This window comes from Sphingobacterium sp. UBA7038 (assembly GCF_002494055.1).
Taxonomy (GTDB): Bacteria; Bacteroidota; Bacteroidia; order Sphingobacteriales; family Sphingobacteriaceae; genus Sphingobacterium; species Sphingobacterium multivorum.
In genome coordinates this window covers 56,927-79,520 of record NZ_DLAV01000012.1, presented here as the reverse complement: position 1 = coordinate 79,520, position 22,594 = coordinate 56,927, and the positions used below count along the sequence as shown (strand labels likewise).

Genomic DNA, 22,594 nt, shown 5'->3' with positions numbered 1-22,594 from the left:
TTTAAATAATCAATTTGTATAAAATATTGGATAGGGAAATCCAGCAAATCGCCACAAGCGATTTCTTTTTACCTTGATTTCGGGAACGTTCCCAATTTCAGATTCCAAGTAAAGCTAATTATCGATGGGGAAGCATATCTCTCGTTTAATAGGGTATCTCTGGGTGATTGTCCTATTATCATCATGTGCAAATAAGAAAGATATCGTGGATGTCGAGCAACCTCCTGTTATTGAACAGCAGGGATCTGGTTTGCTCAATCTTTCCGCCCCATTTATCTATTGGGATCAGGAAATTACGTTTCAATTTGATCTTTCGAAAGGAAATGCGGCTCTAAAAGGTAGTACTACCGACCTTTACTTACACGCCGGATTGATTCCTGTCAATGGGGGCAGCTGGCAACATGTAGCAACAGATTGGTCAAAGAATGACAATGCTTATAAACTTAAATTTATTTCTGCTGGTTTATATTCATTCACATTTACCCCCTCCAAATTTTTTAACCTGACTAATGGCGGAGAATTTGGTCAGATGGCACTTTTAGTCCGCAATGGTGATGGGTCGCTGGTCCAACGAAACAAAAATAATTCAGATCTATTTCTTCCTCTTGTAACGAGCAATACACAGGCCATTCGTTTTGTTTCGCCTACGCTGCAACCCACAGATCCAATTACCCTGGAGCAGATGTACACCGTTGGGGATAATCTGAAGTTAAAAGTACAGGCAACGCAGTCCGGAAAAATCAGTATCTGGGATAATGGTTTATTGCTTGCTGAATCTTCTGCTGGGCTGTCATTAGAAAAATCGCTCAGCCTACAGAGCAATGGCCTGCACGAGCTTGAAGCACGTCTTGAGGCCGGGGGCAAAATATATTTCAGTAAAGCACAGTTATTTGTGCAATCAAAACCTACCATCGCTGCACTCCCGATAGGCGTCAATGCAAACGGAACAACCATAAACAGGGAAAAAGGAGAGGTCAGTTTTGCGCTCACAGCACCATTAAAAACGAGTGTGTATGTCTTGGGCGATTTTAATAACTATAAAGCATTACCAGCCTATGCGATGAGCCAGACACCGGATGGAAAAACCTGGTGGGTTACCGTATCGAATCTGGATTTCTCTAAAAAACAGACTTATCAGTTTTTGGTGGACGGTCAACTGAATATCGCCGACCCCTATGCTGAGCTGATTCTTGATCCGCAAAACGATGCCGTACTCGGACTGACCGCGGCGGCTGTACCTGCTTATCCCGCTGCTGCGCAGGGAGTAGTTGGGGTATTGGATCTCCCAGCCAAGTCTTATTCATGGAAAACCACGCTATTTAATAAGCCAGCTCAAGGTGATTTAGTTATTTACGAACTCTTGGTCCGTGATTTTGTCAAACAACATCAATATACCACATTGAAAGATTCTTTGCCTTATTTAAAAAGGCTGGGTATAAATGCGGTCGAGCTAATGCCTGTACAGGAATCAGAGGGGAATTCGACCTGGGGTTATAACCCTTCTTTCCACCGCGCTTTGGATAAATATTATGGCTTAAAAAACGACTTGAAAGCATACGTAGATGCTTGTCATGAAAATGGTATTGCCGTGATTTTGGATGTTGTTTTTAATCATGCTTTTGGTCAGTCCCCGCTAGTACAGCTTTATTTTGAGCAGGGCAACGTCGCTGGCAATAGCCCTTGGTTCAATACGGTTGCCAAGCATCCGTTCAATGTTGGCTTTGACTTTAACCACGAAAGTAGTTACACGCAGACTTTTGTCAAGGATGTTTTGACCTATTGGATGCAGGAGTACAAGATTGATGGGTTTCGATTTGACTTATCTAAAGGGTTTACACAGAAAAATTCGGGTACCTCAGAAAGTGATTTAAGTGCATGGAATGCTTACGATGCGTCACGTGTGGCTATCTTGAAGCAATACCAGCAGCATATTCGCAGCATCGATCCCTCGTGTTATATTATTCTCGAACATCTTGGCGGAGATCAGGAAGAGGCCGAACTTGCGCAATCGGGGATGTTGCTATGGAACAACATGAATGGGGTCTTCAATGAGGCGGCGATGGGCTGGAATGCCAACAACGGCTCGGATTTAGGCAGATTATTCCCTTCGAGCCACGGCATGACACAACCCTCGTTTGTGTCTTATATGGAAAGCCATGACGAACAGCGGCTGCTGTTCAAATGCCTGAATTACGGCAATTCGTCAGGTAGCTATAACATTAAGAACCTCAGCACGGCATTAAAACGTATGGAACAGGCCGCCGTGTTTTTATTGGCTTCGCCCGGACCTAAGATGATCTGGCAGTTTGGCGAATACGGCTATGATGTGTCTATCGATGAAAATGGGCGCACGGGCGAAAAACCATTGTTGTGGAGTTATCTACAACAAGATGATCGCAAAAAACTCTTTGAGACTTACGCCAAACTCACGCGTTTCAAAACCAAAAATAGCATTTTCCAAAACGGGACAATTATAACCTCGGCTATGAAAGATGCCGTTAAATATTTTGTTCTCGAAAAGGAAGGACAACAAGTAGGGGTACTTGGCAATTTTGGGGTAGAAAGTGTGGACTTTGACTTGCCGGCAGCGTTGCAGGGGCAGTGGGTCGATAATTTTACGGGAAAAGAGCTCAATTGGTCTGGCCAGTCAAAATTGAGTCTCCTACCTGGGCAGTATCAATTGATAAGCAAAACAAAACTAAATAAATAAACAGTTATTTTATGAACAAACAGCTATCACGTCCATTTTGGGCTCTGAGCATGCTACTCGGTGTAAGTGCTTCGGCATTCGCGCAACAGGCAACGCTAAAAGGGCGAGTAATGGACCAGAAGGGGAGTTCCTTGGTCGGTGCTACACTGCGCTTCGAGGAGATTCAAAAATCACTGTCTACCAATGCGAATGGGGATTTTAGCTTGGATAGACTACAAACAGGGAAATTACGTCTGAAAGTAAGTATGGTCGGATACGCGACCCTGGATACCTTGATCCAGGTCGGCGATGGACAGCATCCGTTAAACCTTTACCTTAAATCCAATACCAGTGCACTGGAAGAGGTTGTGGTGATTGGTTATGGTACACAAAAGAAAAGTGACCTGACGGGTTCAATCAGTACAGTATCTGCAAAAGATTTTCAAAAAGGACAGATCTCCTCGCCGGAGCAACTCATTATGGGCAAAGTTCCAGGCGTACAGATTACAACAAGTGGGGGGCAGCCGGGCGCAGGAAGCACCATCCGTATCCGCACCGGAGCTTCATTGAACGCCAGTAACGATCCGTTAATTGTCGTAGATGGAATTCCATTGGCAGGTGGTTCTGTATCTGGGGTAGCTAACCCATTAAGTTTGATTAACCCAAATGATATCGAGACATTTACAATTTTGAAAGATGCCAATGCAACAGCCATCTATGGTTCGCGAGCGTCGAATGGGGTTATTTTGATTACGACAAAAAAAGGCAGTCGCTCAGGAACACAAATCAACTTCTCTACACAGAATTCATTGGCTACCGTAGCCAATAAAGTAAAGTTGCTCAACGCCGATCAAATCCGCGATTACGTCAATACAAATGGTAGTGATGCCATGAAAAAGTTGTTGGGAACAGCAAATACCGACTGGCAGGATGTGATTTATGGCAATGCATTTACAACGGATAATAACGTTAATATTGCTTCCAAAGCGGGCAATATGCCTTACCGTATATCTGCGGGCTATATGAACCAGGATGGGGTATTGAAAAATGATAACTTAAAACGAACTACTGCTGCATTGGCATTAACACCAAAATTTCTGGACAATCATCTTTCATTGGATGTAAATGTCCGTGGTACCTGGTCAAAATCTAAATTTGCGACACAGGATGCAATTGGTTCTGCTATTCAGTTTGATCCGACTCAACCGGTTTATGTGGATGATAAAAATAGTTTTGGCGGGTATTATGAGTGGATTCAAGGGGGGAAACCTAATCCCAATGCACCACGAAATCCTTTAGCCTTGTTGGATTTACGCAAAGATAATGGCGATGTGTTTAGAAGTATTGGAAATGCAAAGGTGGATTATAGTTTTCATTTCCTGCCGGAGCTGCATGCCAACTTAAACGTTGGATACGATCTGGCGCGTTCGAAAGGGAACACATTTACACCAGCGATAGCTGCACGTAATTTTAATGAAGGGGGTGAAAGAACCCAATATAAAACCGATATCAACAATAAAACGCTGGAGTTTTATTTAAAGTATGATAAGGAATTACCTACAATCAAAAGTACGATAGACGCGACATTGGGCTATGGCTACTATAAAAATAGTAGTAAGGTTTACAATTTTAACCGTACAAATGCGGAAGGTGATAAGATCCTAAATGAACCTACTCGGCCTTTTGATAAACCCGAAAATCTGTTGATCTCTTATTATGGGCGTCTGATTTATACCTATGACAACCGGTATGTTCTGTCGGGAACCTTGCGGTCGGATGGTTCTTCCCGTTTTAGTCCTGATAACCGTTGGGGATATTTTCCTTCTGTAGGATTCACCTGGCGCGCCAAAAATGAAGGCTTTTTAAAAGATATAGCTGCAGTGTCCGAACTGAAGCTCCGTTTAAGTTATGGAAAAACCGGGCAGCAAGATGGCATCGCCAACTATTCTTATTTGCCTAATTATACCATCAGCGGCAACGAGTCGATGTATCGCTTTGGTGATGAATACTACTATTTAAATTCACCTGTGGCCTACGATAAAGACATTCGTTGGGAAAATACAACAACCTATAATGCTGGAGTCGATTTTGGCTTTAGCAACAATCGGGTCTATGGTAGCGTGGATTATTACTCGAAAAAGACCAAAGACCTGCTCAGCACGATTCCCGTTCCTGTAGGCTCTAACTTTAGCAATTTCCTGTTGACCAACGTGGGTAACATGGAAAACCAGGGGCTGGAGTTTAATGTACACTTCGTCCCGCTAAAAACGGATAATTCGACCTTGGACATCGGTTTTAACCTAACTTATAATAAGAGTAAAGTAACCAATCTGACACAGAGTGATGATCCAAACTTTATTGTAGAGACCGGTGGTATCCGTGGTGGTACAGGCGGAAATATCCAGGCGCATAAGGTTAATTTCATGCCAAACAGTTTCAATGTTTTCCAACAGGTATATGATGAACAGGGGCATCCTGTCGAAGGTGTCTATGTTGACCGTAATGGAGATGGCGTTATCAGCGATAACGATCGCTATCTGTATAAATCACCGTTACCGAAATATCTTTTGGGTTTTACGGCGGCATACAGCTATAAAAAATGGTCGGCAACAACGGTATTGCGCGCAAATTTGGATAATTATGTCTACGACAATGTTTCCTCTAATTTGGGAAGCGGGGCAAATATCAACGATCAGGCCGTTTTGGTGATCAATAATGCACCTGTGGATTTCTTTAATACCAATTTTCTGCTCAAACAGCTCCGAAGTGATTACTACATTAAGAACGCTTCGTTTTTGAAAATGGATAATGTCAACCTGAGTTATAACCTTGGAAAATTTATCCGGAATAGTAACGCTTCAATGTCGATTTCTGCAACTGTACAAAATGTATTTACGATCACCAATTATAAAGGTGTTGACCCAGAGATATCGAACGGTATAGACGATCGCTTTTATCCGAGGCCAAGGACTTATGTATTGGGTGTAAATGTGAGTTTTTAAACGATATAACAATGAAAAAATTAAATAAATATATAGGTGTATGCTTGCTGGCTATAGCACTGAGCAGCTGCCATAAGGATTTGGATCTAAAACCGACCAACGACGTAACTGCAGATGTAGCCTACAGTGATTTTAAAGGCTATACCTCGTCTTTCGCAAGATTATATGGATCATTGACCTTAACCAGTACATCGGGGCCGAATAACTCTGATCTGGGAGGATTGGATGCCGGTACATCGGATTTTTTACGCCTCTTTTGGAACGCACAGGAACTTACAACCGATGAGGCCGCCTGTGCCTGGCTCAATGATTCGGGGATTAGCGGACTGGATTACCTCGATTTTGACGATAGCAATCCCATGCTCCGTGGTCTTTATACCCGCTGTGTCTATAGTGCCACACTTGTCAATGAATTTTTAAGAGAAAGTACAGATGCTAAATTGGCCGAACGCGGTATTTCAGATGCCGATAAAAAAGAAATCGCTTATTATCGTGCCGAAGCAAGATTCTTACGTGCTTATAATTATTGGGTGCTGCTTGATTTGTTTGGAAATCCACCATTTGTAACCGAAGAAACTCCTGTCGGAAAAGTATCGCCGCCTCAGATCAAACGACCTGAACTTTTTGCGTATGTAGAGAAAGAGCTGTTGGAAGTTGCAGGCCAGCTAAAAGGTGCCAAACAGAATGTATATGGTCGTGTCGATCAAGTTGCGGCATGGGGGCTGTTAGCTCGTTTATACCTCAACGCTGAAGTTTACCTGGGTGCCGGTAATAAGAAATATACCGAAGCGATTACATACGCAGAAAAAGTACTGAACTCGACCTATAGTTTGGGGACAAATTATCGGGAGCTCTTTTACGCGGATAATGATGTGAACAACCCCGAATTTATTTTCTATCTGCCTTATGATGGAACCAAAACACAGAGCAAGGGTGGTACAACTTATCTGATCAATGCAGCTATTGACGCAACGATGGATCCCACTTCTTTCGGTGTACCCGGCGGCGGTTGGGCCGGAAATCGGACACGCGACAATATCGCAACGATTTTCGGAGACTACAGCGGAGCAACGGACAAGAGGGCAATGTTTCACTTAAATACAAGCGTTAAAATTGAAGATATCGCCGTCTATAAGCAAGGACTGGCGGTTACCAAATTCCGCAATGTGAACAAGGACGGAAAAACTGCTCCTCCGGCAGCTGAAGGTTTCGTTGCTTCGGTGGATTTCCCGTTGATCCGTCTGGCAGAGATGAACTTGATCTATGCTGAGGCGACATTGCGTGGCGGCTCTGGCGGCAGCTTGGCCAAGGCGCTGGACTATGTCAATAAACTGCGTGTACGTGCCTATGGAAACAACAGTGGGAACTTAATGAATCTTTCTTTGGATGATATTCTCAATGAGCGTGTGAAAGAATTATACTGGGAAGGATTTAGACGTTCGGATTTAATCCGCTATGGCAAATTTACGGGTGATAATTACCTCTGGCCTTTTAAAGGTGGTGTGCTTGCAGGTCAGGCAGTTGCCGGGTATAGGACGCTGTTCCCACTTCCTGCTTCGGATATTATTGCGAACTCCAATCTTGTACAGAATCCAGGCTATAATTAATCAGCATCGGACAGGAAGACGGCGAGTCTCTTCCGGTCAATGTAGCCTTACCTGTAATAAGACAATTGTTGACAGATGAAACCGGGCAATATCTATTGTTCGACGCATTGGCGAATGGTCAGTTACCTGGGCTTTCATCAGCTATTGAAAACAAAAATTAAACAGATGAAAATTAGACACTATATCGGAATCATGCTGCTATTTATCGTGGCGTTCCAAAGTTGTAAAAAAGACGAGACGCGCGCTATATTGGCTAGCGGGGAGGACATAAAGCCGGCGACTTTAAGCCTCGATAAAACGAATGTAACCTTGTCAAAAGATAACGCAGAGGATACGGTACTGCACCTTAATATGATTCAGCCTGACTTTGGTTTTCAGGCTGCAGTGACCAATGTCCTTCAGTTTGGGCTTAAAGGTGACAATTTTAAAACTGTAAAGGAAGTGGTTATTCCTAGTGGTCGGAGCACCGTAGGTTTTACGGGTTATGAGCTGAATAGCTATTTACTTGCTTTGGGTGTGTCAACAGGGACCACTTCTGAATTTGACGTGCGCATAAAGTCAAGTATCAACGCTAAAATTACGGTGGTGTATTCTGCTTTAGCTGGTCTGAAGGCGATCCCCTTCGCTTCAACAAGTTATTTATATGCCATAGGGGCTTATGAGGACTGGGTTGAAGCCAATGCTGAATCGTTGATTTCGCCGACGAGTAATGGGATCTATACCGGTATCATCAATTTTCCAGAAGAAAAATTGACCTTTAAACTGACTCCTGAGCGAAATTGGAGCAATTCATATGGAGAAACAGAGCCAGGTAAGATCGTTTACAATGGTGGTCAAGACATCAAGGCTCCACGTGCCGGTAATCTCGAATTGGAAGTAAACACAACAGCTAACACGATTTCTTATAAAGACCATAGCTGGGGCATTATTGGTAGCGCCACGCCTAAGGGCTGGGATGCCGATACGGATATGAAATTCGACAATGCCAATCAGGTATGGAAGCTCACAGTGAGCTTGACTGCAGGCGAGATCAAATTCCGTAAAAACCACGATTGGGGAACCAATTTTGGCGGGACTAATGGCACCTTGGCTGCTGGCGGTGCAAATATCGCCGTTGCCAATGCCGGTACCTATGATATTGTCGTGGATTTCAATGCAAATACTTATACGTTGACGAAGAAATAGCAGATTATGTTAAAAAGAAATATGAAGATCACCACCCTATTGGTAGCGCTAACTGTGCTTGGATGGAGCCCCTTGATGGGGCAATCCATTCAACGTGTCGAACCCTTAAACTGGTGGGTCGGAATGGAAAATCCGACGCTACAACTTGTGGTTTATGGACCTGAGATAGGAAAAAGTGAAGTTCAGATCGAAGATAAGAACATCGAACTAGTCAAAATCAATCGTGTAGAAAATCCCAATTACCTGTTTTTGGATGTCAAGGTGGCTGCTTCGGCCCAACCGGGATGGTCAACTTTTACCTTTCGTCAAGGAAAGAAAAAACTGACTTATCGTTATGAGTTGAAGCAAAGAGATCAAAAAGTAAAAGCGCAAGGAGTAAACAGTGCCGATTTGATCTATCTGATTATGCCTGATCGTTTTGCCAATGGAAATAAGGCAAATGATCAAGTGAAAGGTATGTTGGATATGAGCTTGAACCGGGATTCAATGTACTTGCGTCATGGTGGCGATTTGGAAGGTATTATCGGGAAACTGGATTACCTGCAAGATCTTGGTGTTACATCCTTGTGGCTGACTCCCGTGTTGACCAATGACATGCCACAGGCCTCGTACCATGGTTATGCCAATACCGAAACATATCATATAGACCCTCGCTTTGGCAGCAATGACACTTATGTGCAATTAGGCGAACAGCTCCACCGGCGTCAGATGAAATTGATTTTTGATGTGGTGCCCAATCATATTGGAAGTTATCATTGGACGGTGAAAGACAAACCGATGGCAGACTGGCTCAATGAATGGCCTTCCTATACGCAGACATCCTACAAAGATCAGGCTGTTTTTGATCCTTATGCCTCGGCAGATGACAAAAAGAAAATGGTCAAAGGTTGGTTTGTTCCCACCATGCCCGATATGAACGAACAGAATCCATACGTTCAAAATTACCTGACCCAAAGCCATATCTGGTGGATAGAGACCGCAGCAATAGACGGATTCCGAATAGATACCTATCCGTACAATGATCTGGATTTTATGGCTAAATGGACCGATCGCATTCTGCAGGAGTATCCAAAGTTTACCTTTTTTGGGGAGACATGGGTACACGGGGTTGCCAATCAGGCTTATTTTCTGGGCGGAAAACGAGTTGGTCAGGACGTGGATTCCAAGTTGATGGGCGTAACCGATTTTCAGCTTAATTATGCCATAGGTGATGCGCTCAACCAAAAGACAGAATGGACTGCCGGAGCCAATAAATTATATTCGACCCTGGCCTCAGATTTTCTATATCCACATCCAGAGCAAAATGTGCTTTTTTTGGATAACCACGATAAGGATCGTTTTTTCTCCGTTGTAGGCGAAAACGTGCAGAAATATAAATCAGCAATGGCTTGGCTTATGACAACAAGGGGTATCCCACAGTTGTACTATGGAGCTGAAATTCTGATGAAGAATTTCTCTAATCCCGACGGCTTGCTAAGGGAAGACTTTCAGGGTGGTTTTATAGGTGACAAATCGAATAAATTTACAGCTGACGGAAGAACGAAAGCCGAGCAGGATATGTGGAGTTATGTGCAGACCTTAGCCAATTACCGAAAACAACATACCGTTCTGCAAACCGGTAAAACGATGCAATATGTGCCCGAAGATGGCGTATATGTTTATTTCCGTTACAACGAAAAGCAAACTGTTATGGTCGTGATGAATTGCAATGATGTCGCGAAGGAACTTAAACTCGATCGCTTTAGGGAACGAAATAACCAGGTGAAGTCCTATTTCGATATTATTCAAAAGCAAGAGACCAATCCAGTTGACCATAGCTTGAAGTTGGACGCTTACGAGACTAAAGTGTTTGAGCTTAAGTTTTAACACAATTTAAAATTCTATAGAATTCATTTTTCGATGATTAATTATAATACTGTAAAAGCCGTAATATTTGATTTGGACGGTGTGTTGGTGGATACGGCGGTCTACCATTTTCAAGCCTGGCACAGATTGGCAGAAGGCTTGGGTTATTCGTTTTCTCTTGTTGACAATGAACAGTTGAAAGGGGTCAGTCGCATTGAATCCCTCGAGCTTATTTTAAAATGGGCGGGGGCGAAAATATCCGATGCTGAAAAAGCGGATTTGCTGTCACTTAAAAACAAATGGTACTTGGAGCTGATTGAACAACTCAGCCCTGACCACTTGCTTTCAGGTAGTTTGGATCTATTAGAAAAACTCCGGAAAAAGAGAATTAAGATTGCATTGGGGTCAGCCAGCAAGAACGCGAAGGGCATCCTTGAAAAAACGGGGATTATCAGCTATTTCGACGTATTGATTGATGGAAATGTGGTGCAACTGTCTAAACCTAATCCAGCAGTTTTCCTGAAGGGAGCTGAGGCTTTGGGAATTGAGCCGGCATGCTGTCTCGTGCTGGAAGATGCCCAGGCGGGGATCGATGCGGCAAGGGCAGCCGGCATGCAGGTCATAGGGATTGGGCAGGCTGAACATCTTAACGGAGCAGATTTAGTGGTAGCCGATTTAGGAGCCTTAGTCGATAAATTTTAAGAGCAATTCAAGTGATGGAAGCAAGGCGTAGATCATATTGGCAAAGAAGACCAGAATGATTGAGGCAGAGTATCCGTCGCGCATTGAAAAAAATATAAAGATGAAAACATATATCAAACATAACCCTTGGCAAATTATCGAAGACACCTTTCGTCCCGAACATAATGAATTTTCGGAAAGTATCTTCGCTATTGGTAATGGTCGGATGGGGCAGAGGGCTAATTTTGAAGAAGAATTCAGCGGGAAGTCGTTACAGGGATCGTACCTAGCGGGTATTTATTATCCTGACAAAACACGCGTGGGCTGGTGGAAAAATGGGTATCCCGAATATTTTGCCAAGGTCATCAATTCCATCGATTGGATAGGCCTACATATTCTAGTGAATGGGCAGGTTCTCGACCTAAACAAAGTTGCGGTCAAATCTTTTGAACGTCGCCTGGATATGCAAAATGGGGTTTTATACCGCAGTTTTATTGTGGAAATGCCCGATGGGGCACAGTTGAAGGTTGAAGCAAGCCGGATGTATCATCTGTTTGCTTCGGAAACAGCTTCATTACAGTACAACATACAGGCACTTTCCGGTCCGATTGCTTTGGAGGTCCGCTCGCATTTAAATGCTGAAGTTGTCAATCGAGACAGTAACTACGACGAGCAATTTTGGGAAAGCACAGCGCAGGGAAGAGATGGTGAAAATACCTTTGTGGCGGCGCGTACCAAGAAAACTGGCTTTGAGGTGTACGCCCTGCTTACAACTACCGTGACAGGACCTACAGCCGTTGTCGAAGTGCAAGATACGGTGACAAGTCGAGGCTGTATAGCAGAAATTTATAAGACCGAGCTAAGCGAATCTCAAATTTGTCGCGTTGAAAAGCGAGTTTCCATTGTTACATCACAGAACCATGTGTCGGCAGAGCTAGAAGTGGCTGCTTCGGTCAATTTACATAAGCTAGATGCACTGAGCTATGAGCAACTAAAGGAGAAACAAGCAGCAGCTTGGCAAGCGATCTGGGCAGAAAGTGACATTGAAATCAGTGGTGATGTTGCTGCGCAGCAGGCTATACGCTATAATATATTTCAGCTCAACCAGACCTATACCGGCGAAGATGAGCGACTCAATATTGGTCCGAAAGGTTTTACCGGAGAAAAATATGGCGGTGTCACCTATTGGGATACTGAAGCTTATTGTATTCCTTTTTACCTCGCAACACAATCTCCAAATATTGCGCGTAACTTGTTGATTTATCGTCATCAGCAATTGGGTAAAGCCATCGAAAACGCCGCTAAACTTGGCTTTACCAATGGAGCTGCACTTTATCCCATGGTGACGATTAATGGTGAGGAATGCCATAATGAATGGGAAATTACGTTTGAGGAAATTCATCGCAATGGAGCTATTGCATTCGCGATTTATAACTATGTCCGTTACACCGGTGATCAGGACTACATCTGGTCACACGGCTTGGAAGTCTTGATTGCGATAAGCCGATTCTGGGCACAGCGCGTTAATTGGAGCGCTGAGCGCCAGCAATATGTCATGTTGGGGGTGACGGGACCAAACGAGTATGAAAACAACGTGAACAACAACTGGTATACCAATCGGATTGCTTCCTGGTGCCTAGAATATACACTGGACTGTTTAAACAAGCTGGCGCAGCTGAACTCCGACATTGCTGACGCATTAAAAACGAAGTTAGCCATAGGAGCGGAGGAACAGGAAAAATGGCAGCATATTATCGATAACATGTATTATCCTTTTGATGCGCAGCGCGGGGTGTTTCTGCAACAGGATGGTTTCCTCGACAAAGAGTTAATTCCTGTGGCCGAACTTGATCCGGCTCAACGACCGATCAACCAGCGTTGGAGCTGGGATAGGATTCTACGTTCCTGTTACATCAAACAGGCCGATGTGCTGCAGGGCTTTTACTTTCTCGAAGACCAGTTTGATCTTGAAGCCTTAAGGCGACATTATGAATTCTATGAGCCGTTTACGGTACATGAAAGCTCGCTTTCTCCTTGCGTCCATGCGATATTGGCTGCTAAGTTGAATAAACCAGAAAAAGCCTATGAATTCTATCTGCGGACCTCTCGTTTGGATCTGGATGATTATAATAACGATACCGAAGACGGTTTACATATCACTTCCATGGCGGGTACCTGGATGACAATCGTAGAGGGCTTTGCAGGAATGCGGATTAAGGACGGAAAACTGTATTTAAATCCAATGTTGCCTAAAGAGTGGGAAGGGTATAAATTCCGTGTCTTATTTCGCGGTGCGACCTTGTTGATTACGGTACGGTCGGATGGATTTACGATCGAAAATGACAGTGACACTGCGGCCCATATCCAGACGGAGGCAGAAGCTTTCATTCTGGCTGCACAAAGCAAAAAGCAGGTGTTTCAGGTTCGGTAAGCCCCTGCTTTCAGCAGCGTAAGAACCAATCTTATCCTGCTGAAAATAGGGATTAAGTGATAATTAAATTGTATTTTGTCTTAAATTTTGATAGCCTATTATGGGAAATAAACCTGAATTAAGCATTAGCCAGGTCATCAATATGAGTTTTGGGTTTTTGGGCATACAAATGGGGTTTGCCTTACAAAACGGCAATGCTTCCCGTATTCTACAGACATTTGGTGCTGATGTAGAACACCTGTCGCTGTTTTGGCTTGCAGCTCCGATTACGGGGATGATTGTGCAGCCAATTATCGGGCATTATAGCGATCGAACCTGGAATAAATTGGGGCGTCGTCGGCCTTATATTTTGGTGGGTGCACTGCTGACCACCATAACCCTGTTTTTGATGCCGAATGCAGCAGTATTTACCACATTGCTAGCACCACTTTGGATAGGAGCAGGACTATTAATGTTTATGGATGCTTCCATCAATGTGACAATGGAGCCCTTTAGAGCCTTAATTGGCGATAATCTACCGAGTAACCAACGTAGTCTTGGATTCTCCGTACAAACCTTTCTGATCGGTATTGGAGCCGTATTGGGATCGTTACTTCCCTTTATACTGACAAAATATTTTCATGTGCAGGGAACTTCCGAAGCTGGTCAGGTGCCAAACAATGTGATATATTCTTTTTACTTTGGTGGTTTTGTACTGCTTCTAACGGTGTTGTGGTCGGTGTTTAAAACGAAGGAATATACGCCACAGGAATTACGGTCATTTTCCGATACCCTGGTGGTTGAACAGGAGACAGCGCCAAAATTTGGTTTGCGCGCTATTGCCAGCGATATTGGTAAGATGCCATTGATCATGCGCAAACTCGGTTGGGTTCAATTCTTTTCCTGGTTTGCCCTTTTTATGATGTGGGTATATACAACTCCTGCGATTGCAGATTCGGTTTTTTACCTGCGGGAAGGAAATCGGCAGGATCTTTATATGGAGGCGGCCAATTGGGTGGGCGTGCTTTTTGGTATTTACAATGGGGTATCGGCTCTATATGCTTTGTTTATTCCGCGGATAGCCAAACAGCTCGGGCGTGGAAAAACGCATGCGCTTGGGCTTTCCATTGGAGGACTTTCGTTGATTTCATTGTTTCTGATTAAAGATGCTAATCTGCTGATTCTTCCCATGATCGGTATTGGTATCGCTTGGGGAAGTATTTTAGCGATGCCTTATGCCATTTTGAGCGATCACCTGCCTGCAGGGAAAATGGGGGTTTATATGGGGCTTTTCAATTTCTTCATTACCTTACCACAGATTGTATGTGGATTTTTTGGAGGAATGATCATCAAATATTTTTTTCATAGCCAATCCATTTATGGCTTGTTGTTGGCCGGTGTATTTATGCTGCTGGCTGCATTCTTTGTTCCCAAGAGTAAACGCTAAGATCATTATCGTAGACGTAGTAAATAGAGCTTACGTCTACGATTTTCTGCTCACTTGGCCCAGCTCCTGCAATTGGATTTTCATCATCTCCTTAAGTATACTAATTTGCTTTAGTTAGCACGGCTCGCTTTTACACAGCGGGATAATTTCGTTCGATTTACTAAAACTTGTGCGTATCAATTGCTGAAAAATGCACCATCATTTGCTGAACACGTATACATTATTTACTGTTTTCAAGAATATAGTTGCTCGGCGACATACCATAATGTTTATGGAAGTCCCTGGAAAAATTGGATTGCACGGTGTAACCTACCATCGTTGATACTTGGGTAATGTTGTATTCTTTCTGGGTAAGCAGTTCTGCCGCTTTTTTTAATCGTGAAATATTGATCAATTCATTGGGTGTTAGGTCGGAGAGTCCTTTGATTTTACGGTAAAGGGTCGGACGACTCATATGCATCAGTTTGGCCAGTTCATCCACATTAAGGTCTATCGCTGAAATATTCTCATAAATAACCGTATTGAGCTGACTGATGAAATCTTTGTCAGGACCCGAAACGTTGATATCTATTAAGTTGGAGCTGAGGGTGTTAGTGAAGTAATTCTTGATAATTTTTCGGTTCTTGAGAATATTGCGTATTTGTACCATGAGGAATTCAAGCGAAAAAGGTTTTTCGATATAAGCATCGGCACCATTTTTTAATCCCTGAATTTTGGAATCCAATGCATTTTTTGCGGTCAGAAAGATCACGGGAATATGACTATAGAGAATATCTGTTTTGATACGTCTGCATAAAGCTAGGCCATCCATAATAGGCATCATGATGTCTGTCAGTACCAGTTGTACATTCTCCTGGTCTAATATTTCGAGCGCTTCGGCACCATTGCCAGCTCGTAGGATTATATAGCTGGTTTTTAATTCTTTATTGAGGTAGGCGAGAATTTCTTTATTGTCTTCGACGAGTAGAATCACCGGTTTTTCTTCCTCCTGCTCGTCTGGTTTATCATTTAATACATGATCGTCATTATCTTCCTGAAAAGATTTGATGTCCAGTGATTGTTCTTGAAAAATCGGTACAGACAGCAGGAATATATTGCGGTTTTCTTCCAGATAGACAAGTGACAAGGTTCCTTGGTGCAATTCGACCAAGGAGCGGGATAGGGGAAGGCCAATACCTGTCCCCGTATCTTTATCGGATTCGTTCAATCGATAAAATGGTTCAAATATTTTTTCTCTTTTTTCATAAGGAATAAGCTCACCATCATTCTTAAATTCGATATTGAACATAATATCATCGCTATTAAAAGGGAGGAGCCTAACATAGACTTCTTCATCTGCATATTTGATGGCGTTGTGAATAAGATTAGTAAAGATTTTTCGGAGAGCTTCCTCATCCACATAAGCAGCGAGACTGATACGTGGCAGGCTAAGCTCATAATGCAACTGTTTATCTTTTGCAAGATAATTTAGGTCGTGGAATACTTCGGATAGGAGTGTGTTGATGTCCGTTTTAGTAAAAATAAGGCTCATATTGTTGGTTTCTGCTTTTCTAAAATCCAGTAGTTGGTTGGTCAGGCGAATTAAACGCGCTGTATTCTTTTCAATTAATGCGAGATCCTTGGCTGTGTCGCTATCGGTAAATTTTTGTTGGTTTATTATTTTCTCAAGGGGCATTTTGATCAGGGTGAGTGGCGTACGAATTTCGTGGGCCAGATTGGTAAAGAACTCCAGTTTGAGATTATAAATTTCCTGTTCTTTTTTTCGTTCATAGCTATCCATCTTTTGAGCATTATTGGCCTTTATAAGTAGAAAATAATACCGTAATACGAGCAGTATAATCGTACCAAAGCTCACAAAATAAAGTAAGTACGCCCAGCTTGATTGCCACCAGGGGGGCGAAACAATGATGAGCAGTTTTTTTTCTGTCGGATTCCAGACGCTGTTGTTATTTGCACCCCTGAACTTAAACGTATACGTACCTGGTGGAAGTTTATTGTAATATATTTTTTGATTTCCCGTAATATCGGTCCAGCCTTTATCATAACCTTCCATAATATAACGATAGGGATTGCTCTTTGGGGAAACAAAGCTCAAGGCTGCTATATGGAAGCTGATATTGGAATTGTCGTAGGTTAAGTGTATCTCTTTTGATAGGGAGATGGATTCTTTGAGTATGCCATTTTCACTAACCGGCACACTGACATTGTTGATCTGAATGCCGCTGATGAATATGGGTGGAATAAAACTGTTCTTAATGGATTTTGTGGGGTTGAAGCTTACCATTCCTTTGATAGTCCCGAAATATAAAGTTCCGTCGCTATCTTTAAAAGCCGAATTATAATTAAACTGATCTGCGGGAAGCCCATCTCTGGAGGTATAGATGACCCTTCGAGGGACACCCTCGTCCAGCCGGACCAGTCCACCGCCGGTCGATATCCAGATGCTGTTGTTGTCGTCTTCCAAGACCTTGAATACTTGATTAGAAGGTAAACCGGATTCGGTCAGGTAGTTGGTGAAACGTCCATCACGGCGGTATTTCGAAAGGCCGCTTTCGGTGCAAAACCATAAATTCTTTTTGCTGTCTTCAAATAGGCCGTTGACGTAATTATTGACGAGTGTATTTTGTTTACCTTGTTCGGACAGCAAATGCTGTATTTCTCCCGAGCTGCGGTTATACTGGAAGATCCCACTGCCATAGGTATTGATCCAGAGTATACCATATTCATCTTCATAAATGCCTTGTATCCATGCTTGAATAGGAAGGAGATCAAAACTGTCCTTATTTTTGTTGTAGGCGTATAAAGCGCGGTCTGTGCCAACAAACATCGTATTGTCTTTGGACTTATAAATGCATACGGCGAAGCTACTTTGTAAGGGACCTTGGCCGATGCGGTCATAGTGCTTTTTTAATTTTCCAGTCTTTACGTCGAGAATGTCAAGTCCATGTGTGGTGGATCCTACCCAAAGATCGTCGCCGATTGTTGCCAAGCCATGGACATTGTTATGCGCAATACTGCCTTTTTTTCCGTTGGCAATGAAATGCTGGATTTGTTGTGTTTGGGCATCTATTTTGTTCAATCCGCCATCTTCTGTTCCGATCCAGAAATTTCCATAGCGATCTTTTTTGATATCGTGTACAATATTACCTGATAGGGCTGATTTTCCAAATCCGGACAAATACTTCTTGAAATTGTCGAATTGGTTGCTGTATTGGTTAAAGCCACCGAAAAATGTTCCAAACCAGATATTGTCTTCACGGTCCCGATAGAAATTCAGGACAGCATTGTCAGAAATGGCAAATGGATTGAGCAGGTCTTTTTTGATGTGTTGGCTCTGGCCTGTGTGAATATCATAGGTGTATATTCCGGTTTCAGTTCCAATCCAGTATGTCGACTCTGTTTGTTGAATAATACAGTTTGCCTGAATGACTTTGTTGGGGTAATGACTTGCAAATAGATTTTTTAATGTGCCATTTTTGAAATCAAACAAATAAGCCGAATTGATTGTTCCGACCATTAGCAATGAATCGTTGATCGCATATACGGTTTTGGTATTCGCTAGTGTTTGTCGATCGATCTTTTTAAGATCAACAGGGAAAAATTTACCCGTATTAACCTGATACCGTAGTATTGTACTGTTATTGTCTGTTACCCACAACCCACCTTTCTTACTGCTGGTGATCGCTACTAGGGTATTTTTGTTGAGATCAAATGGGGATATTTCTCCTGTATAAGAATTGTAACGGTACAGTTTTCCATTGGAAAGCAACCATATAAAGCCTGCGTATTCGTGTATGGCATTTACTTCACCGATGGATATGAGCTTGAATGGTTTGAAATCTTCTTTTATGGGATCGTAACGATAGGCACCCCGTGTGGTACCCACCCATAGGACACCTTTGCTATCTGTGAGGAGGCTTAAAATAGAAGAACTTCCGATACTTGTCGAATCTGAAGCATTGTGTCGAAATATTTTAAATTGATTACCGTCAAAACGATTAAGGCCATTCCTCGTTCCTAGCCACAGAAAACCCTGAATATCTTGTGTAATACATTTGACCGTACTATTGGAAAGGCCATCGTGGGTCTGATAGTTTTTAAAATAGATCGATTGTGCCTGCAGGTTGATAACTGCCAGCAAGATATACAAAAGGAGTATGGTGGTTATTCTTTTCAAAACTGATTACGTTGAACTAAAAATAGGCAATTAAAAGATAAAAAAGAGTTTTACTGATACGCTTTGATATAAAATTGAGACGCTCTGATTGGACGAGATACAAGGATTTGCGCATTTTTATAAAACAATAATAACCAAATATAAACGTATGTTTCGCCCTAGAATTATGACAGGTATATCCTGTATCCTTGTTTTTCAGTTTGTTAGGTTTTTGTTTTTACAGGTGCGGCAATATCTTCACGATGATTTGGTATTCCATTTGGGCGTTAACGATTTTGATACTGATCGTTACGTATTTGCAATAATCGGGAAAGACCATACTCATTTCAAATGAGTTTTAGGACTAAAAATAAACCATTAAAAATCACTTATTATCAGCTGTGTATCTATTGCACACGATAAAAAATCAATTAAACCACCAATCAAAAAGCGTATGAAAAATAAACTACTTGCACAATGCGTAATGACGCTCACATTTCTGCTTGTATCTTTTATTGTAGTTGCCCAGACGAAAGTCTTGAAGGGGAAGGTTGTAGATGAGACTCAAAGTCCATTGGCAGGAGCTACGATCAAAGTAAAAGGGGGTACCGCGGCTACCACAACAGACACGGAAGGTTCCTTTACATTGACTATTCCCAGTGAAGCTAAAACGCTGGAAGTATCCTTTATCGGATATACTTTAAAAGAAGTACCTATTGTGGGGAGCGATATCACGGTAGCGCTTGAACCTAGTGCCGGTCAGGGCTTAGATGAAGTCGTTGTGATCGGTTATGGTACGGCCCGTAAAAAAGATCTAACGGGGTCTATGGTCACTATTGGAGCAAAAAACTTCAATAAGGGGATCATGACCAGTCCCGACCAACTCATACAAGGAAAGACACCAGGGGTGATGGTGATTAACAATACGGGGCAACCTGGGGGATCAACCACAGTACGTATTCGTGGGAATTCATCGATCCGCGCCAGTAACAACCCGTTATTTGTGCTCGATGGTGTGCCGATGTCGGGCAACTCCCCTCTGCCCGAAGGAAGAGGAGGTTTTTCTTCCGACAGAGGAAATCCTTTAACTTACTTAAATCCGGGTGACATTGCTAGTATGGACATCCTTAAAGATGCTTCGGCTACGGCAATTTATGGATCACGTGGGGCAAATGGTGTAGTCATTATTTCCACGAAAAGAGGTAAAGTAGGACAGCCCGAGGTTTCTGTGGGAGCCTCTGCAGGTGTTTCTACCATGCGGGAATATCCTGATGTATTGGATGCAGCGCGATTCAGAGAGGCGTTGAAATATTATACACCATCTGAAGTGGCAAATGCTGATTTTGGTGGTAATGAGGATGCTTTTAAAGCAATCACAAGAAAAGCCATCACGCAAAATTACTATGCTGACGTGGCGGGCGGAACCGAACATGGTAAATACCGTCTTTCGGGTGGGTATTTAAACCAAAATGGTATTATTCGTGGCTCACAACTGAAGAAATATACAGCCAATTTTAACGGGAATTTCCGTTTTTTGGAAAACAAACGATTGGGATTGGATTTTGCAGTCTTTTTGACGCAAATGGATAATAAATACGCACCGATCAATGCGATGGTAGGTTCTGAAGGAAATGTGATTTCCCAAGCACTGCAATGGAATCCAACGCGACCATTACGCGATGAGCAAGGTAATTTGACCTTTGTGAGTTCAACCACACGAAATCCATTGACAAGCATTGAAGCCTTTAAGGACTTGGCGACAACCAATACAATGGTGGTCAATTTGGCGCCATATTATAAAATTACAGATGATTTAGAGTATCGCTTTATTTATAGTGCGATGCGACAAACAGGAAACCGCGAGGGTATGTACCGCGCCGGGCTTATTGATCCTTCTGCTGTGAACAATGAGCAGGCTTTTATCTCCAATAACGGGGAAACCAACTTGCAAATGACGCATATGCTCTCCTACAATAAACAAATCAATTCAGATTGGAGTGTCAATGCAGTAGCAGGCTACGAGTATTTGGATTATAATTATAATAATAACATTTCCTTTGGCGGTGGATTTCGCTACCTGGGGTTAGATTATTTTGACTATCTACAATATACGCCTGTTTCCACGCGTGAAATATCGTCGTATAGAAGTCCAACAAACCAATTGCAATCGCTTTTTTTACGGGGCGGCTTCAATTACTTAGACCGTTATTTATTCACTGCAACAGTGCGAAGGGATGGTTCAACGAAATTTGGTTCAAACAACAAATACGCCATGTTCCCTTCGTTGGCCGTAGCCTGGAATGTTAATCAGGAAGAGTTTTTAAAGTCTTCCGGTATCTTTGACCAATTGAAAGTGCGATTGGGTTGGGGAAAAACAGGTAACCAAGAATTCCCTTCTGGTGCCTCATTGAATAGATTGGTCTTCGGTAATCAGAGTGTAAGCCAGGCTAACTATGGAAATCCTGACTTGAAATGGGAAACTTCGACGACGATCAATGCGGGTATAGATTTCGGAATCTGGGGCAACCGTCTATATGGATCCATTGATTATTTTAATAAAAAGACCACAGATGCGCTATTTGAGCAAACGCTTGCACAGCCAGCTCCTGCGGGACGTATTTGGGTAAATTTGGACGGTGAGATTGTCAATAAAGGGGTAGAGGTCGCGTTGACAGGTACAATTATTAAAAATGACAATTGGACTTGGGATTTGACAGGTAATGCAACATTTCTTAAGAATAGTGTAAGTGGCCTTGTTGGTTATTATGAGACAGGAGCACTCCGCGGACAAGGTTTTTCTGGTGTATTGGGACAACGAATGGTCAATGGCCAGCCATTGAATGTATGGTATTTGGCCGATTACCAAGGTATCGACCCGCAAACCGGAATGAGCATGTACCGTGGACAGGATGGTAGTATCAGTACGGCCAACGATCCTGCAATTAATAAGTTTTATATGAACAGTCCAAATCCAACCACATTATTGGGTATCTCCACCAATGTAAATTATAAACAGTTTTCTTTGGCTGCCAATATGAATGGCGCTTTTGGACATTATCTATTCAATAATACGGCAGCGACAACTTTGGGATTGAGCAATTTGTCATCACGGAATATCGGTTCAGCATTCTTTAATACAGCTGTAAAAGAGTCTACTTCCAATTCGGCTGCGCCTTCGACGCGATTCCTTGAAAAAGGTGATTATCTAAAAATGGCTAATCTTACTTTAAGCTATCGTGTTGGAAATGTAGGCAGAACACTGAAGAATTTAAATGTATCCCTTACTGGACAGAATCTTTTCATCATCACGAAGTATACAGGGTTTGATCCTGAGGTGAATACAGATGGTGCAACAAATGGTATTCCTTCGTTGGGTATCGAATATTTACCATATCCACCGGCAAGAAATATCCTATTGGGGGTTAACTTCTCACTTTAAGCGTATACTGTAGATCATTAGATAATAAAAAGAGGAGAGTATTAAGATTGATTTAAACATATTCATATTAGTGAATGAATAAATCTGATCGCCTCATTACGAATGAAACACTAAAGGCAGTATGAATGCCTTA

Annotated in this window: 10 protein-coding genes; 9 read left to right on the top strand and 1 reads right to left on the bottom strand. The window is 42.6% G+C overall.

The genetic code is table 11. The features are described from left to right. Nucleotides 1-124: 124 nt before the first annotated feature. The 8 genes from B3H30_RS06640 (at nucleotide 125) to B3H30_RS06605 (ending at nucleotide 14,866) form a co-directional block, all read left to right on the top strand. Nucleotides 125-2,710 (top strand): alpha-amylase family glycosyl hydrolase, encoded by a 2,586-nt coding sequence (locus B3H30_RS06640; protein ID WP_070567391.1) that lies wholly within the window; start codon nucleotides 125-127, stop codon nucleotides 2,708-2,710. Nucleotides 2,711-2,721: 11 nt separating this feature from the next. Then, nucleotides 2,722-5,691: a SusC/RagA family TonB-linked outer membrane protein gene (locus B3H30_RS06635; protein ID WP_070567389.1), complete on the top strand. Its 2,970-nt coding sequence runs from the start codon at nucleotides 2,722-2,724 to the stop codon at nucleotides 5,689-5,691. Nucleotides 5,692-5,702: 11 nt separating this feature from the next. Further along, complete coding sequence (locus tag B3H30_RS06630) at nucleotides 5,703-7,298, top strand: RagB/SusD family nutrient uptake outer membrane protein (RefSeq protein ID WP_070567387.1); 1,596 nt, start codon at nucleotides 5,703-5,705, stop codon at nucleotides 7,296-7,298. Between the two features lie 165 nt (nucleotides 7,299-7,463). Then, the gene (locus B3H30_RS06625; protein WP_070567640.1) at nucleotides 7,464-8,483 is read left to right on the top strand and encodes a SusE domain-containing protein; all 1,020 of its coding nucleotides are present in this window, start codon (nucleotides 7,464-7,466) and stop codon (nucleotides 8,481-8,483) included. Between the two features lie 6 nt (nucleotides 8,484-8,489). Then, nucleotides 8,490-10,349, top strand: coding sequence for a glycoside hydrolase family 13 protein (locus tag B3H30_RS06620; RefSeq protein WP_115047572.1), 1,860 nt, complete (start codon nucleotides 8,490-8,492; stop codon nucleotides 10,347-10,349). A 33-nt stretch (nucleotides 10,350-10,382) separates the two neighbouring features. Next, a complete protein-coding gene (pgmB, locus tag B3H30_RS06615; RefSeq protein ID WP_286833750.1) occupies nucleotides 10,383-11,030 on the top strand; it encodes a beta-phosphoglucomutase in 648 nt (215 codons plus the stop codon). A 100-nt stretch (nucleotides 11,031-11,130) separates the two neighbouring features. Then, the gene (locus B3H30_RS06610; RefSeq protein ID WP_070567638.1) at nucleotides 11,131-13,440 is read left to right on the top strand and encodes a family 65 glycosyl hydrolase domain-containing protein; all 2,310 of its coding nucleotides are present in this window, start codon (nucleotides 11,131-11,133) and stop codon (nucleotides 13,438-13,440) included. A gap of 100 nt (nucleotides 13,441-13,540) precedes the next feature. Further along, nucleotides 13,541-14,866 (top strand): MFS transporter, encoded by a 1,326-nt coding sequence (locus B3H30_RS06605; RefSeq protein WP_112374269.1) that lies wholly within the window; start codon nucleotides 13,541-13,543, stop codon nucleotides 14,864-14,866. 220 nt (nucleotides 14,867-15,086) lie between these two features. On the opposite strand, the gene B3H30_RS06600 is transcribed toward B3H30_RS06605, so the two are convergent. Next, the gene (locus B3H30_RS06600) at nucleotides 15,087-19,043 is read right to left on the bottom strand and encodes a hybrid sensor histidine kinase/response regulator transcription factor (protein ID WP_254667730.1); all 3,957 of its coding nucleotides are present in this window, start codon (nucleotides 19,041-19,043) and stop codon (nucleotides 15,087-15,089) included. A gap of 433 nt (nucleotides 19,044-19,476) precedes the next feature. Here B3H30_RS06600 and B3H30_RS06595 point away from each other — a divergent pair, with 433 nt between their 5' ends. Next, the gene (locus tag B3H30_RS06595; RefSeq protein WP_046674242.1) at nucleotides 19,477-22,461 is read left to right on the top strand and encodes a SusC/RagA family TonB-linked outer membrane protein; all 2,985 of its coding nucleotides are present in this window, start codon (nucleotides 19,477-19,479) and stop codon (nucleotides 22,459-22,461) included. Nucleotides 22,462-22,594: the final 133 nt, after the last annotated feature.